Origin of the sequence: Pseudoalteromonas sp. SG43-1, from assembly GCF_014164415.1 — a bacterium.
Classification (GTDB): Bacteria; Pseudomonadota; Gammaproteobacteria; order Enterobacterales; family Alteromonadaceae; genus Pseudoalteromonas; species Pseudoalteromonas distincta.
This window is the reverse complement of the sequence record NZ_JACJFD010000002.1, coordinates 1-14,979: the sequence shown is the minus strand read 5'-3', so window position 1 is coordinate 14,979 and position 14,979 is coordinate 1. Positions and strand designations below refer to the sequence as shown.

The 14,979-nt window shown below is 37.5% G+C and carries 13 protein-coding genes; 6 read left to right on the top strand and 7 right to left on the bottom strand.

Annotated features, from left to right (window positions below; all coding sequences use genetic code 11):
• Nucleotides 1–29 precede the first annotated feature (29 nt).
• The 3 genes from purB to H5159_RS02165 all read left to right on the top strand — a co-directional run bounded on the left by purB (nucleotide 30) and on the right by H5159_RS02165 (nucleotide 3,259).
• Nucleotides 30–1,400, top strand: coding sequence for an adenylosuccinate lyase (gene purB / locus H5159_RS02175; RefSeq protein WP_182779633.1), 1,371 nt, complete (start codon nucleotides 30–32; stop codon nucleotides 1,398–1,400).
• 88 nt (nucleotides 1,401–1,488) lie between these two features.
• Entirely contained in the window at nucleotides 1,489–2,646 is a 1,158-nt protein-coding gene (locus H5159_RS02170) for a cupin domain-containing protein (RefSeq protein ID WP_182779632.1), read from the top strand.
• Nucleotides 2,647–2,800: 154 nt separating this feature from the next.
• Nucleotides 2,801–3,259 carry a GNAT family N-acetyltransferase gene (locus H5159_RS02165; RefSeq protein WP_024594684.1) on the top strand — a complete coding sequence of 153 codons (459 nt, stop codon included), beginning with the start codon at nucleotides 2,801–2,803 and terminating at the stop codon, nucleotides 3,257–3,259.
• A gap of 62 nt (nucleotides 3,260–3,321) precedes the next feature.
• Here the strand turns inward: H5159_RS02165 and H5159_RS02160 are convergent, their stop codons facing one another.
• The 3 genes from H5159_RS02160 to H5159_RS02150 form a co-directional block, all read right to left on the bottom strand.
• Nucleotides 3,322–3,768 carry a DUF4826 family protein gene (locus H5159_RS02160; RefSeq protein WP_024594685.1) on the bottom strand — a complete coding sequence of 149 codons (447 nt, stop codon included), beginning with the start codon at nucleotides 3,766–3,768 and terminating at the stop codon, nucleotides 3,322–3,324.
• Nucleotides 3,769–3,885: 117 nt separating this feature from the next.
• Nucleotides 3,886–5,289, bottom strand: a complete 1,404-nt coding sequence (locus tag H5159_RS02155) for a M28 family peptidase (RefSeq protein WP_002962717.1) — start codon at nucleotides 5,287–5,289, stop codon at nucleotides 3,886–3,888.
• Between the two features lie 174 nt (nucleotides 5,290–5,463).
• On the bottom strand, nucleotides 5,464–5,877 hold the full coding sequence (locus H5159_RS02150; RefSeq protein ID WP_182779631.1) for a hypothetical protein: 414 nt from the start codon (nucleotides 5,875–5,877) through the stop codon (nucleotides 5,464–5,466).
• 149 nt (nucleotides 5,878–6,026) lie between these two features.
• On the opposite strand from H5159_RS02150, the gene H5159_RS02145 reads away from it, so the two are divergent.
• The gene (locus H5159_RS02145; RefSeq protein WP_182779630.1) at nucleotides 6,027–6,824 is read left to right on the top strand and encodes a hypothetical protein; all 798 of its coding nucleotides are present in this window, start codon (nucleotides 6,027–6,029) and stop codon (nucleotides 6,822–6,824) included.
• Nucleotides 6,825–6,830: 6 nt separating this feature from the next.
• Here H5159_RS02145 and H5159_RS02140 read toward each other — a convergent pair whose 3' ends face one another.
• The gene (locus tag H5159_RS02140; protein ID WP_182696479.1) at nucleotides 6,831–7,235 is read right to left on the bottom strand and encodes a GFA family protein; all 405 of its coding nucleotides are present in this window, start codon (nucleotides 7,233–7,235) and stop codon (nucleotides 6,831–6,833) included.
• 225 nt (nucleotides 7,236–7,460) lie between these two features.
• Here H5159_RS02140 and H5159_RS02135 point away from each other — a divergent pair, with 225 nt between their 5' ends.
• Nucleotides 7,461–8,297: a hypothetical protein gene (locus H5159_RS02135; protein ID WP_182779629.1), complete on the top strand. Its 837-nt coding sequence runs from the start codon at nucleotides 7,461–7,463 to the stop codon at nucleotides 8,295–8,297.
• Between the two features lie 97 nt (nucleotides 8,298–8,394).
• Nucleotides 8,395–10,242, top strand: a complete 1,848-nt coding sequence (locus H5159_RS02130) for an ABC transporter ATP-binding protein (protein ID WP_182779628.1) — start codon at nucleotides 8,395–8,397, stop codon at nucleotides 10,240–10,242.
• A gap of 127 nt (nucleotides 10,243–10,369) precedes the next feature.
• Here the strand turns inward: H5159_RS02130 and H5159_RS02125 are convergent, their stop codons facing one another.
• The 3 genes from H5159_RS02125 to H5159_RS02115 all read right to left on the bottom strand — a co-directional run bounded on the left by H5159_RS02125 (nucleotide 10,370) and on the right by H5159_RS02115 (nucleotide 14,647).
• Nucleotides 10,370–10,789, bottom strand: a complete 420-nt coding sequence (locus tag H5159_RS02125; protein WP_002963227.1) for an MAPEG family protein — start codon at nucleotides 10,787–10,789, stop codon at nucleotides 10,370–10,372.
• Between the two features lie 189 nt (nucleotides 10,790–10,978).
• Nucleotides 10,979–13,366 (bottom strand): GGDEF domain-containing protein, encoded by a 2,388-nt coding sequence (locus H5159_RS02120; RefSeq protein ID WP_182779627.1) that lies wholly within the window; start codon nucleotides 13,364–13,366, stop codon nucleotides 10,979–10,981.
• 177 nt (nucleotides 13,367–13,543) lie between these two features.
• Complete coding sequence (locus H5159_RS02115; protein WP_182779757.1) at nucleotides 13,544–14,647, bottom strand: endonuclease/exonuclease/phosphatase family protein; 1,104 nt, start codon at nucleotides 14,645–14,647, stop codon at nucleotides 13,544–13,546.
• Nucleotides 14,648–14,979 lie beyond the last annotated feature (332 nt).

Here is a 14,979-nt window from a genome sequence, read left to right as displayed (position 1 = left end):
ATCGTTCAAACTAAAATTTAGGAGTTATTATGGAGCTTTCAGCGTTAACGGCTATCTCTCCAGTGGATGGTCGCTACGGCAGCAAAACCACTGAACTACGCAGTATTTTCAGCGAATTTGGCTTAATTAAATACCGCGTAATTGTTGAAGTGCGTTGGTTGCAAGCGTTAGCTGCAGCAAGCGATATAAAAGAAGTACCTGCATTTAGCGAAGAAGCTAATGCACTTCTAAACGCCATTGTAGATAACTTCAGCGAAGCTGATGCACAGCGCGTTAAAGATATTGAACGCACTACAAACCACGATGTTAAAGCGGTTGAATACTTATTAAAAGAAAAAGTAGCCGATAACAGTGAGCTTCATGCAATCAATGAATTTATTCACTTCGCTTGTACTTCAGAAGATATTAACAATCTATCTCATGGTTTAATGCTTAGCGAAGCACGTAACAAGGTTTTGCTTCCTTATTGCGATGAGCTTTTAAGCGCAATTAAAGAAAAAGCGATTGAGTACAAAGCAATCCCAATGATGACTCGTACGCACGGGCAACCAGCTACACCATCAACGATGGGTAAAGAGTTTGCTAACGTATACATGCGTTTAAAGCGTCAACGAGACCAAATTGCTCAAGTAGAAATGCTAGGTAAAGTTAACGGTGCTGTTGGTAACTACAACGCTCACCTTAGTGCATACCCAGATTACGACTGGCATACTCACGCAGATAAATTTGTATCAAGCTTAGGTTTAACACTTAACCCATTTACTACACAAATTGAACCGCATGACTATATTGCAGAGTTGTTTGACGCAATTGCACGTTTTAATACTATTTTGCTCGATTTTGACCGTGACATGTGGGGTTACATCGCACTTAATCACTTTAAGCAAAAAACAATTGCGGGCGAAATTGGCTCATCTACAATGCCGCATAAAGTTAACCCAATTGATTTTGAAAACTCAGAAGGTAACTTAGGTTTAGCAAACGCTATTTTTGCTCATCTTGCACAAAAATTACCAGTTTCTCGCTGGCAGCGTGACCTTACCGATTCAACGGTATTACGTAACTTAGGTGTAGGTATGGGTTATGCGATCATTGCATACCAATCAACACTTAAAGGTGTAAGCAAGCTTGAAGTAAACGAGCAACGTTTAGCTGACGAGCTTGATCAAAACTGGGAATTGCTAGCCGAGCCGATTCAAACAGTTATGCGTAAATATGGTATTGAAAAGCCATACGAAAAACTTAAAGATTTAACACGCGGCAAACGTGTAAATCAAGAAATAATGGCTGACTTTATCGATGGTCTTGACCTTCCAAAGCACGCTAAAGTAGAAATGAAAAAACTAACACCTGCTAATTACATTGGTCGTGCTGTTGAGTTTATTGATGATTTAGTTTAAAAACTAAATTGCTCTTTTAAAAAGCGAAAGGATCATCCTTTCGCTTTTTTTGTTTTAACCCCATTGCACTAACTAGTAGGCATAATGTATGTATCATTTAAAAATAAATAATTTGTCTGAGCAAGAGTTTTTAAGCCATTTTTGGCAAAAAAAGCCGCTTTTAATCAAACAAGGTTTTGCTGATTTTCAAGACCCACTTGATGCTAATGAACTTGCCGGTCTCGCAATGGAAGAAAGCATAGAGTCACGTATTATCACCAATCATAAAAATGATTGGCAAACGCACCAAGGTCCATTTGAAGACTTTGAAAAGTTAACAGACGAAAATGCCACCTTATTAGTGCAAGCTGTTGATCATTGGCATCCTGAAGCTGCACAACTACTAGAGCCATTTAGGTTTATTCCAAACTGGCGCATAGATGATTTAATGATTAGCTATTCAACGCCTAATGGTGGTGTTGGCCCACATTTAGACCAATATGACGTATTTATTATTCAAGGCGAAGGTAAACGTCATTGGCGCGTAGGCCTGCCCGATCCAACACTTAAGCAGTTTGCTCAAAACAAAAAATTACTGCAAGTAGAAGCATTTGAAGCCGTAATCGATTGCATATTAGAGCCTGGCGATATTTTATATATTCCACCAGGGTGCCCTCACGAAGGTTACGCCGTAGAAAACGCGCTTAATTATTCAGTTGGTTTTAGGGCGCCAAATCAACAAGATTTATTGTCGAGCTTTGCCGATCATATTATTGATACCGAGAGTGGCCAAAAACGTTATACCGATCACAACATCACATTAAGAAAATCAAAAGGTGAACTTACAAACCTTGAAGTTGATAAAGTTAAAACACTGATGGCAGCACTTTTAGAAAATGACGATTTATTTAAACAATGGCTAGGCTCAACGCTTAGTCAGCCCAAACATGAAATGGATTTAGCGCCAGTAGAGCCTCCATTTACGTCAGAGCAAATAAACGATGATTTAGGTAATGAAGAAGCAGTGTTTGAACGCTTAGGTGGCACACGCGCTATTTATCAGCAACTCGATACAGAAGTTTTACTAAGTGTAAATGGCGAAAATTACGCTATGCCGTTAACCGACTTAGCGGCGGTAAAACTACTTACCGATAATACTGAGTTTGAAAGTTCAGCATTAAATTTAATAAAGCCAAGTTTAGTTTTTACTCAAACTTTTACTACACTTGTTAATGAGGGGATCTGGTTTAATATAGACCACGAGTAATAATACCAATTTTATTAATAATGATGAGCACGTTACAGCGTAAAATATTATGTATACAGGTCAGTTAAAATTTTTAATTTTCATCTGATATTGGCTTAAATAATTTTGCTGTGATTGCTTACTCATTCTAATTTGGTATCAATAGGAGTTTGCAATGGGCTATCTGGTTGATAAGGTTGAATGGGATATAAAAAAAGATATGCTACAAAAAATTCGAGAGCGAGTTTTTGTTTACGAGTTACATATCCCCAAGCATATCGAATTTGATAGCCTAGATAAAATTGCATTACATGTACTTGTTACAGACGATGCAAACTGCCCAATAGCAACAGGTAGATTATGTAAAGATGGCTTGATCGGCAGAATAGCTGTATTACCTGAGCACCGTAATCGCAAAGTGTATAAATCGCTTCTCAACTTTATTGTTGAATTAGCCTCAAACCAAGGTATTGAAGAAGTAAGCATTAATTGTATTTTAAATGAAGTAGAGCGTTTTAAGCGCAATGGCTTTATTCAGCAAGGGAATGTATTTATGGAGGCGGGAATTCCTAGGCAACGTATGCAATGCCCTGTTTCGGCGTTTAATACTACTCCCTTCACACTTGTCCATTAGATAAAGAAAAGGGCGATAAATAAGCTATCACCCTCTACTTTTTTACTTAACCCAAACCGTCGTTACTTTGCCTCATTTGCCCACAGCGGTTCATTATCATACATTTCGTACAAGCCATGTGCTCTATTGATAAGTAAGTTAGCAAAGTCTACCTGTGTTTTATCACGCGCGCCTGTACTCATAATCTGATCCGCTTTTAATTGCCACTGCAAAGAAAAGTAACGCATTGCATCACGAGCATCTGTAGCTGCACTTACTTCAGCATGATCTGTAGGTAACCGCCCTGTTACTACCCAATATGTTTTACCGTTCTGTGCTTTAAATTTCCACATTGCACAAAGTGGTGCTAAAAACCGACTGTCTTTATCAACTACTGATTTTGGCATAATGCCCTTTTCGGCTAAATGCTTTTGCGCTGTTTGAAAACATTCGCGTTGCCACTGCATTCTTTGCTCATCAGTTATAACTTGTTCTTTTGCTGTTAACGGCTTTTTTTCTTGTTGCTGCATTTTTATTAACCTTTTACTTCTTTTTTAACACTCTAAGGGCTTAGTAAATAAGGTGCAAGTATAAAACGGTCATTTGCACCTTAAAGCGCTCTGTTTGCTGTGTTTTTAGCCAAACTATTATTTTATATTGTGATCAAACGAACCCACATCACCCGGAAATACTACTGGCGACTCAACACCGTCTTTACTAACAGAGGCTACACCAAAGTAATAATTATCAATCACTACGTTTTTAAGTGTGTACTGTGAAACCTTACCAACGTATTTACTAAACTGCCATTGCGGCTCGCTCGTGTAACGCCAATAAATTTTATAGCCAGCAATATTTTCATCACTGCTTTGTTGCCATGAAAACGACGTATCAGCTGTAACAGCTCCCTTTATTTTAACTTCTTTTGGCGGTGCGGGCGCCCACGCCATAGATGCCATCGTTACCGCATTAAGTGAAGTTAACTTAGCCGTATAATCAAAATCAACGCCTTCAATAGTATCGCCATACTCAACGCCATTTTCAGTGCGTAAATCTTGATGCTGACGATCGTAGTGCTCGTTAGTTTCCATAATACGCACTGCTGCAAAACCTGCATCATTAAATGGACGATGATGCCCACCACGGCCAAATCTATCTAATCGATATACAAGCATTGTATCTAGGTTAGGAATGTATCTGTCAGCAATAGTATCTATGTAGCGCGCTAAATTTCGACTCGCCGAATCAACTTCACCACCCGTAAAGCGGCGAGTATTAGCTTGCTCTTTTGTTTCTACAACACGGGTACCTTCTGAAAATATACGCGCAGTTGTATTATCAGTTACCCCATTAATACCGGTAATATTGCCAATCATATCGTTGTTTAAAACGCCATGAACTTGCCAGTCATGCTTTTGCGCATAAGCCGTTAATATTTTTCCGCCAAACAAACCCTGCTCTTCGCCCGAAAGCGCCGCGTAAACTACCGAACCATTAAATTTGTATTTACTTAAAACACGAGCAGCTTCAATTACTCCCGCTACACCTGATGCGTTATCATTTGCCCCAGGTGAATCACTCGTAAAGTCCATAACATCACTTACACGAGAATCTATATCACCCGACATAATCACCATGCGATTAGGTTCGCTTGACCCTCGTTGAATAGCCACAATGTTAACCACTTCAACAGGATTAGGAATGCGTTTTTCGCCCGATATAGTGTCCTTTACTTCAATGATTTCCAAACAACCGCCACACTGCGCGGATATTTTTTCAAATTCATTTTTTATCCAGCGCCTAGCCGCACCAATGCCTCGAGTATCCGATTTAGTTTCTGAAAGCGTATGGCGAGTACCGAAATCCACCAGCGTTTGAATGTCACTACCAATACGTTCGGCTGATACTTGAGCTGCTATATCATGTAATTTTTGCTGTTCTGTGTATTGAAGTTGTGTTTTCCCATGTGCTGATAATGCAAGTGTGCAGGCGCCTGCAATTGCAGTAAATTTAAGTAACGTTGTTGTGATTTTCAAAGGTGTTTTAAGCATCTATTAGCTCCTAATTATTATAGTGTAACCATTACTTAACTAAGATTTTATGGCAATACATTTGAGGTAGATGCAGAAAGGATCACGCTAAAGCGCATTTACAAGAGGTTATTAGGATAGTAAAAAGCCCACTACCTTTTATAGGTACTGGGCCAAAATTTATTATGCATACTTTTAATGAGTGGTTTTAATATCAAATTCTTTCAAAAAGGCCTCATGTCCTCCTAAGCTTGCAAGCACACCAGCAGAAAACATAAATATTAATACAAATGCTAAACAGCTCAAAAACTCCGAACTATTTTCAGGCTTAATATAGTAGTTAAGTAAAAAACCACTCAACACACCTATAAAAGCTATTTTGCTAAATAAAAAGTAACTCGGGATCTCAAATGCCCAAACTGAGGTATTGTTTACAAACTGCCTATATCCATACGTCATAAAAACCAACATACCAACAATACTAATTGCAAAAGTAGACACTGTGGTTAATACGCTCATATTTTTATAAATAAGCACATACCCTAATCGTAAAGAATAGATAAATACCGCAAACCACGCTAAAACAGCAGGCCCTAGAATCAATCCCATTTCCAATCCTTGAATAACGTCTAAGTAATTAATTGCTAATACAATATTATATTTAGAGGTTAAATTACAAACCTTGTTACACAATAATCTATAAAAAAATGCGATTTTCGTGGCACACTGTAATTGTGTATACATTAATAGTTTAAGTTATGCGTCAACTAAAAGAAGATACAATTAAAAGTAACCTTATTGAGTCGCAGCAAAGCGCGTACGGCCCCGTATGTGTGTATCAAAATAAAGAATATCGGTGGTTAACGCTTGCACAAAAAACCAATGAAGACATAACAATTCAAGGCGTTATGGACCTTACGCACCCAGAGCAAGTAATAGTACCTGTAAACCAATGTATGATGTTATTTTTACTTAAACCGGTAGATACACTAAATATATTAAATTTAGGTTTAGGCACTGCAGGGTTTGAGCGAATTATGTATCACTTGCAAAGTAGTACGCCTTACATAAACACCATCAATACATTTAACACGGTAGAAATAAACCCAAACATTGCCTTAATTGCTGCACAGCACTTTAAGTTACCAATTAAGCACAGCAGCTATTTACAATGCGCCGAACAATATATTACCCAATGCCCTGATCACTTTAACGTAATCACTATCGATATTTTTAGTGGTGAATATCATCAGCCTTTTTTAACCAGCGATAGCTTTTGGCAAAATATAAATCGCTGCAGTGAGCAAAATACGCAAGTAATCATTAATTTAAACCCACAAACTGGCCAAGAGCTGCAAATGCTTTTAGTACTTTTAAGGCAACATTTTAAGTGCTTAGCGATAATAGAGTTTAACGAATACAAAAATATAGTGATCATACTAAGCCAGCAAACATTAATGCATATAAACGTTGATGAAATACAAAACTCACCGGTGTTTATAAACTTTGCGCCAGACCTTTATAAAAGTATTAACAGCATTTACCACATTGAATGAAACGCTTTACCGCCCAGGTTCATGTTTTTCATAGCACGGTAAGCTTGTTTCTAACTTCTCCCAGTTAGCTTTAGACGTAACAAAATTATGCGATAAAACCTGCTCAGTAATATCGCTATCGAATATTCCTAAACGAATTCGTATTCTGCTTTTGTCATCACTGTTGCTACTGTAAACAGGCGAGCCACAACATCTACAAAAATAACGTGTGCGCCCTGCTTTAAAACTATATTCACTGAGTCGTTCTTGACCTTTTGTTATTGTAAAGTCACTTGTATTTACAAAGCCATTGGTTGCAAATGCAGTCCCGCTGTTTTTTCTGCACAGTGAACAATGACAATGAATAATGCTGGTTATACTGCCCGACACTTCAACGTTTACTTCACCACACAAACACGAACCCGTATACATATAACATCCTAACTATTAAATTATTTTTATACTCAGTTAAAATTTGCTGAGTTGATTTTATAAATACAATAACAACATTATATTTCTCAAGCTCTATTAAACCATAACTTTTATTTTAGTGATTGACATAAAAACATTAAATTGGTTACATAACCTTTGCTTTAAAGTTATAGCCAAAACAATAATTGGTTAACCAAAAACATCTAAACTTACTGAGACCCAATTATGCATTTTAAACACATGTCACTTTTATGTTTGTTAAGCGCGTTAGCGTCGTGTTCAACCATTCAAAAAAATACATCGAGCGATTGGCTACTTATTGATAATTTTGAAAACTCTCTTAGCGACTGGCAAAGTGTCGATACCCAAAATGAAACTAAGCCACAGGTCAAAAACCCTCAAATCACGGTTATACAACCAGAACAAACAAACTCATCAATAAATCATTATTTACTAAAAAAGCCTGCACGCGATGGTATTGTTGGCAATCGCAAAGCGCTTTCTTATACAAAGCTTCCACAAGCGGTTGAAGTTGGTCAAACCTACACATTTTATATACGTGTAAACGTGGCTGCTTTCCCTAATAACCATGCTTTTGGATTAAGCAACCTCACGCCAGAGCTAATTAATAAACATGCGTACGATGCGTTTGAGCCTACACTTCGCGTAACCGATAAAACAGAATCAAACGGGTTTGTAAACGATGGCGCTTTAATGGTTAAAACCGACAGCGGATATAGCAACATTCAAAACTACACTACAAAACAGTCAGCTAAACCTCTGCAAACAAATACTTGGTACGACGTATGGTACGTTGTTAATAACGCAGCAGCCTCAGAGCAAGGTCAGCAATATGATGTTTACGTAAAAGGTGGTGAGTTTAACAGTCAAACGCTGGTATATAAAAATGCACAATTTAGAATGAAGCGCGAACAACCTCTTATATACTTTTTAGCAAACTGTAATACAGGCCCAATTAAAAAGCCTTACGGAAATGGTGGTCTCAGATATGACGATTTATACATGAGCGAAGGAATAAACCTAAGTAACCCAACGCAATAAATAAGAATAATACTCATAATTAGTGCCCTACAAACCTGCATTTAAAAATACTTAAATGGTATGATACTCGTCATTATTTGCCATTTAAGTTTTTAAAATGTATCGATTATTTGAAAAAATGACAAAAGCATTTCCTGAGGACCAACCCACTCAGCCGCCTTCTACTTTATTTGCTTTTTGTCGCCACTACACCAAAGGAATGGAACTGTCGTTGCTGCTTATGTCAATCAGTGCCGCCATGCTCGCTATTTTAGAGGTTTCTTTATTTAGCTACATGGGCCAACTTGTTGATTGGTTAACCGCCTACACGCCCGAAACTTTGTTTATAGAGCAAAAGTTTGAACTTATTAAAATGGCTGTCATGCTGTTATTAGTATTGCCCATTGTTGTCTTTTTCCATTCTGCTATTTTGCACCAAGCATTGCTTGGCAATTATCCTATGTCAATTCGTTGGTTAGCACATCGTTATTTACTGCGCCAAAGTGTTAGCTTTTATCAAAATGAATTTGCAGGAAGAATAGCCACTAAAGTACTGCAAACTTCTTTAGCCGTTCGCGAAACAGTGACCAAACTACTCGATGTATTAATGTATATCGTGGTTTATTTTGGCTCAATGGTATTTTTAGTTGCCGAAGCTGATTGGCGCTTAATGATCCCTTTATTAGTTTGGTTGGTTTTATACATTTGCGTGCAACTTTACTTTGTACCGCGCCTTAAAAAAATTGCCAGCTCACAAGCCGATGCGCGCTCAGAAATGACTGGTCGTATTGTTGATAGTTACACTAACATTTCAACTATTAAATTGTTTTCGTATACCCAGCGTGAAGAGCAATACGCAAAACAAAGCATGGATGTATTTTTACAGCCTGTGTACAAGCAAATGCGCTTAGTAACCAGTTTAAACTTTGTTATTCAAAGCTTAAATTACCTATTAGTATTTTCGGTTGCCGCTGTATCACTTTATTTATGGTCGCTTAGCGTAATTAGCGCCGGAGCTATTGCTGTTGCTGTTAGCTTAGCGCTTAGATTAAACGGTATGGCGCAGTGGATCATGTGGGAAATAAGCAGCTTGTTCGAAAACATTGGCACCGTAGCCGATGGTATGAAAACACTGTCGAACCCTATCGAAGTTGCCGATAAACCAAATGCTGATACGCTTAACGTAAGCCAAGGTGCTATTGAGTTTAACAACGTACACTTTAACTACGGCAAAGCTGCAAAAGAGACTAATCGCAGCCCTGTAATGAACGGTTTAAACTTAAATATTAAACCTGGCGAAAAAATTGGTTTAGTCGGTCGCTCTGGCGCGGGTAAATCAACACTTGTTAACTTATTACTGCGCTTTTACGATACCGACTCTGGAACAATAAAAATTGATGGGCAAAACATCACAGACGTTAGCCAAGAAAGCCTACGCCGCTACATAGCAATGGTAACGCAAGATACCTCCTTGCTTCATCGCTCAGTAAAAGACAATATTTTGTACGGTCGCCCCGATGCAACCCACGATGAGATGATCAACGCGACCAAACAAGCTAAGGCGCTTGAGTTTATAAACGACTTGGTCGACAGCAAAGGCAATAAAGGCTTTGATGCACAAGTGGGCGAACGCGGTGTTACGCTTTCAGGCGGTCAACGCCAACGTATTGCTATTGCACGTGTACTACTTAAAAATGCCCCCATACTTATACTCGACGAAGCCACCAGCGCACTCGACTCAGAAGTAGAAGCCGCAATTCAGGCAAGTCTTGATGATTTAATGACAGGTAAAACAGTTATTGCCATAGCGCACAGGCTATCAACCATTGCACAAATGGATAGATTAATTGTACTTGATGACGGCGGCGTAGTTGAGCAAGGCACTCATGAACAATTAATCGCTAAGGATGGGATATACGCAGCCCTATGGACACACCAAACAGGCGGGTTTATAGGCGTCGATTAGCCATTAATATTACATTACGGTAGAGGTAGTTTTATTCTGCTTCTACTTTAAACAAAAAAGCGAAGATGCCTTAAAGGCTCTTCGCTTTTTTTATCGTTATAAATAAATTTTATAACTTTTTTATAAATTAAGAGATTAGCCTTAACCCTATCATTATCAGCATAACCACATTAGCAAGTACGCCGATTAAAAAAAAGTAACTACGTGGGCTTGGGTTTTTCTCCGTTGCTATAGCGTAGTACAGCGCCATGTGAATTAAACGCGCAATTAAATACACCCAAATACACATTGCAAAAATCGGGCTTTGATAATTAATTACAAACGCAAATAACACCGTACCTATAAATAATGCACTGTTTTCAAGCGTATTATGAAACGTACGATGTGCTCTAAATATAAAGCTGTCGTGCGATAAATCCTCGTCAATTTTACCTGGTACAGCATTTGGTTCTTTAGCTTTGCTAAAAGTAGCCACAGCCCACTGTACAAGCAACATAATTAAATAGAGGTAAAATGCCAAATAGGCCGAAAGTGCAACTTCAGTCATTATTAAATCCCTTGTTTTGTTTTTAACTTAGTATTGATTGCAATTTTGAAGCCTAAGCTAACACACTGATATTCAAGGGGTTAATCTAATAGACCTAATTACATATGTAAGTAACACACAGCATTGTATAAAATTTACTTGTTATAATTTTAAAAAATAACATCAAAACTAAACTGTATACTGCTGGATTTACTCCGATCTATAAAGTTTAAACTCTTCAAGCGAAGCATCCCATAACGCTACCTGATTACGCCCCAAGGACTTAGCCTCATAAAGAGCTAAATCAGCCTGTTCAATCAACTCAGAAGGTGTTCTGGCTTTAAATTTAATAGACGTAACCCCAAAGCTACACGTAACAGGAATATCTTCAAATGTCGCTTTTTCAACTTTAATACGAATAGCCTCAGCTATACGTATTGCTTGCTCTTGAGTTGTGTTGGGCAAAATAATACAAAATTCTTCGCCACCAAAACGGGCCACGCTATCACTTTTACGTATATTAGCTTGTAAAAGTTCGGCTACGCCACAAAGTACTGCGTCACCAATGCTATGCCCATAGGTGTCGTTAACGCTTTTAAAATGATCAATATCGACCATTAAAATACAGTACTCTTCAATCTGAGGTAAATCCAAAAAGTCGCGATTCATAACCTCAAATAAAATACGACGGTTATAACAATTAGTTAAAGGGTCTCTTGCTGCCAAATAGTCTAACTCTTCATTACGTTTTTTAGAGGCAATAAAACTTCTATAAACCAGTAATACAATAGCTAAACAAGCGGCTAATAAAAATGCGAGCGCAATACTGGCGTATTTATTCTTTGAAAGCTCTAGCTCTGATATAACTCTAGCTTGGGCGGCGATTTCAATTTGATTATTTTTCTTTTCAAGCTCAAGCTGATGGCGTTTTTCTTTTTCTCTTAACGTCTCAAGCTCTATTTCCATTTTGTGCGAATGTAAATGTGCTTTTTCAAGCGCCAATTTATCTTCATTTCTTTCATTTTGAATAATATCGGTTAGGGCTATTTCTTCTTCTGCATAACGAAGTGACTCTTCTATACGACCACGCAATTTTTCTGCTATTCGAATTTCACGATAGGCATATAGCATATGTAATTTATCATCTATTTCGGTTGATAAAGCGAGTGACCTTTTTAGTAAAGAAATCGCCTCATTTGTATCAATACCAATTAAAATGCCCGCAAGCGCAGTAAGCGACTTTATCTCATAAAGTTTACCACCTGTTTCTCTGGCAAACGACAATGACTCTTTGTAATACTCTATAGCCTTGTTGTTATTTCCTTGGGCACGATAAATATTACCAATAATACGTGCTGTTGTAGAAATGTACGATGTAAGGTTTTTGTTTTTATAAGTGATATAAGCTTTTTTAGCATATTGCATTGCTGATGCTAAGTCGCCAGATTCGAGGTTAATAACAGCCATTTCTCTTAAAGCTGAAGCGAGCGTTTTTTCCTCGACCATACCTTTTGGCAAATCGATAGTTATTTGATAGAAAAATTCGGCCTGATCAAACTGCCTTAATCGTGTATATACCAGTCCCATTTGATTTGATGTTTTAGCAATCCCAAGCATGTTATTTACTTTTTTATAATATAAATATGCCTCATTTATATGTTCAAGTGATTTTTCATAAAGGTTAATATGACGATAAATAATACCCGCCCCTAGTAATGCCTTAGCAAAGCCAACAGGGTCGTCAATGTCTTTATGTATTTCTAATGCGCGAGTGGAGTAATCAAGGGCTAAAACTAAGTTATCTAAATAACGATGTGCTTCTGCTAGTGTATTTAAAGTACGCGCCATTAGCTTTAAATCACCTAAATTAGAATATACCTCTAAAGCTTTTGTATAAAAGTGAGCCGTTTGCTCTCTATTTTTGAGGCGTTTATACGACTGAGCTAATTTTTTATACGTTTCACCTAACTGTCTTTGTATTAATTCGTCTTCGTCAACAAGGTATTTTAAAGCAGATGTATATTGCGCGTTCGCGTTATTGTACTTTTTTTGTTCATAAAACGAATCCCCCTTAGTAAGGAGCACTTGCGCTATAAAAAAGTCATCGCCATATACAAGGGTTGTTGGTAATAAAGTTTCAATGCGGGTAGTAAGTTCGTCATAACGTTTTTCTTCTAATAATATATTTATATAATTAATAGATGCCTTTATTTGGTTTCGTGAATCATTTAATTTGCTGTAGTAAACAGAGGATTGTAAAAAGTGCTCGAGTGATTCATTAATATTGTTATTTTTTTTATTCGCCCTACCTAGTAAGTTATGTAGCTTTGCGCTGAGTAACGTGTCATCAGCACTTTGCGCTTGTGACAACAACGACTTACTTAGTTCAATACTTGTTATAACGTCAGTATCTATAAGTAATTCAGCTCTTTTTAGCAGCCCTGCATTAGATTCATTAGTTAAATTGTATGAGGTGGTTTCTTGTGCGTAAGCGCTGTTTAAGCTAACAAACAAAGCAAAAAGCAAAGCTTTCACTAAAAATGTAAAATTATAAATTCGCTTTACAATGAAACTATGTATTTGCGAAGGTAAATCCATATTTCGCTTATGATTCAAGTAGGTATAAAATTCCATATTTACCATTTTAGTAATTTATTATTAATACAATTCAAAAGGCTGATGATAAAATATACAAACCGGCGCAATACATCAAGTATTGCTGCTATATGAATACTTTTAATTTATAACTTTAGCATAATTATGCATAGAGCAAGCCTAGCTTCTTAGTTTTAGTGTAACTAACACAATACCATGATCGGTACTTAAATCATCACGCTCAAATTCGGGGTTAATTAAGTGACGATCATAAGTATTATACTCAATCACCTCAAAAAAACTGCCAAGGTAGCTGGCATCAAACTCACAAGATAATAAAATATAATCAAGCACGGAGCTGCTCGCGCCATAATAATGTGTTGGTGCTCTTAAGGGCATAAGCTTAGTTGCATTAACATTTTTTGCTTCGTTTTCATCAGCTAAATCAAAAATGCTATTGCTTTCACTATCGCTTATTTCATCGCTAGTCATTGCCTCACCATTAGACAGTTCATCTTCGCTTAGCTGCGACTTAACAAACAAATCCCATGAATCATTTAAACAATATTTAGCGAGGTAGGTTTTAGCATCAAATGCAGGCGCAAAGCGTAGCGTACTTGTCAGTAAATGGCTTAATACGCCATCCGCTAGTTCATTATTAAAGTCCCCCATTAATAGCATGGGTTGTTGCGTAGCTTCGCGACGGGCAATCATTTGTATCATTAGTAATGTAGCTTCACTGCCACGCTGAATAGTTGAGCCCCACCCACCCGCTACATTCGCTTTTAAAATTTCAATTATGTTTTGCTCGGGTGTAAGCTCTTTATTATGCTCATCGACATTAATCATTGGGCGCTTAGATTTAAAATGCACCACGTAACAATCAGTATTGCCTATATGCGGCAGCGTTATAGTTGCTCTTAGTACTTTACGACTAAAAGTAAACTCACTATTAAGGCCAAGCGCATTTGCAAGCTCACTATCGTGCTCAACCGCTGCTACTTCAACTATGGGGTATTTAGAGGCGATTGCCACTACAGGGCGTTTATAAATAAAGTCATCAATCACCTCTGGCGTATCAACTACAGCAAAGTAATTATAACCTTGCTCGCCTACTAGCTCTTTTAATGAGTCAATGCTAAACACTTCCTGAAAACCAATCACATCAGGGGCATGCTGCGTTAAGTAATCAACAATCCAACGCTGCTTTTTAGCCCACTGCTGCACAGTATAAATTTTTTCAAACTCATAGTATGCATTGGGCGGCTCAAGATAGTTAAACAGGTTAAATGTGGCTATTTTTAGTTGGGTGTTAATAATTCCAGATTCATCACTTTTTAAATCTGTATCTAACTGTTTAAGATCTTGATTGCTGATGGGGTTCGCCTAAGTAAAGTTGAAAGTGTTGCTGGCTTATAAACTATCATTTTATTATATGTTTACGTAATAAATCAGCCACCTTAATTGTAATTTTATACACTCTTTTACTTTATACCAATCCGCAATAATACTTAATCATTTTGCGGGGCTAAACGTGTCGCTACCTGTGTTAAAAAATTCTCATTTACGACTGCATGGATGCAGAAGGTAGAGCAATGCAGGAGCAATTGCCGAGA

Bases quoted from the DNA above. Each gene is read 5' to 3' on its own strand.
- purB (WP_182779633.1), top strand. From the start codon at position 30: ATGGAGCTTTCAGCGTTAACGGCTATCTCTCCAGTGGATGGTCGCTAC.
- H5159_RS02170 (WP_182779632.1), top strand. From the start codon at position 1,489: ATGTATCATTTAAAAATAAATAATTTGTCTGAGCAAGAGTTTTTAAGC.
- H5159_RS02165 (WP_024594684.1), top strand. From the start codon at position 2,801: ATGGGCTATCTGGTTGATAAGGTTGAATGGGATATAAAAAAAGATATG.
- H5159_RS02160 (WP_024594685.1), bottom strand. From the start codon at position 3,768: ATGCAGCAACAAGAAAAAAAGCCGTTAACAGCAAAAGAACAAGTTATA.
- H5159_RS02155 (WP_002962717.1), bottom strand. From the start codon at position 5,289: ATGCTTAAAACACCTTTGAAAATCACAACAACGTTACTTAAATTTACT.
- H5159_RS02150 (WP_182779631.1), bottom strand. From the start codon at position 5,877: ATGGGATTGATTCTAGGGCCTGCTGTTTTAGCGTGGTTTGCGGTATTT.
- H5159_RS02145 (WP_182779630.1), top strand. From the start codon at position 6,027: ATGCGTCAACTAAAAGAAGATACAATTAAAAGTAACCTTATTGAGTCG.
- H5159_RS02140 (WP_182696479.1), bottom strand. From the start codon at position 7,235: ATGTATACGGGTTCGTGTTTGTGTGGTGAAGTAAACGTTGAAGTGTCG.
- H5159_RS02135 (WP_182779629.1), top strand. From the start codon at position 7,461: ATGCATTTTAAACACATGTCACTTTTATGTTTGTTAAGCGCGTTAGCG.
- H5159_RS02130 (WP_182779628.1), top strand. From the start codon at position 8,395: ATGTATCGATTATTTGAAAAAATGACAAAAGCATTTCCTGAGGACCAA.
- H5159_RS02125 (WP_002963227.1), bottom strand. From the start codon at position 10,789: ATGACTGAAGTTGCACTTTCGGCCTATTTGGCATTTTACCTCTATTTA.
- H5159_RS02120 (WP_182779627.1), bottom strand. From the start codon at position 13,366: ATGGATTTACCTTCGCAAATACATAGTTTCATTGTAAAGCGAATTTAT.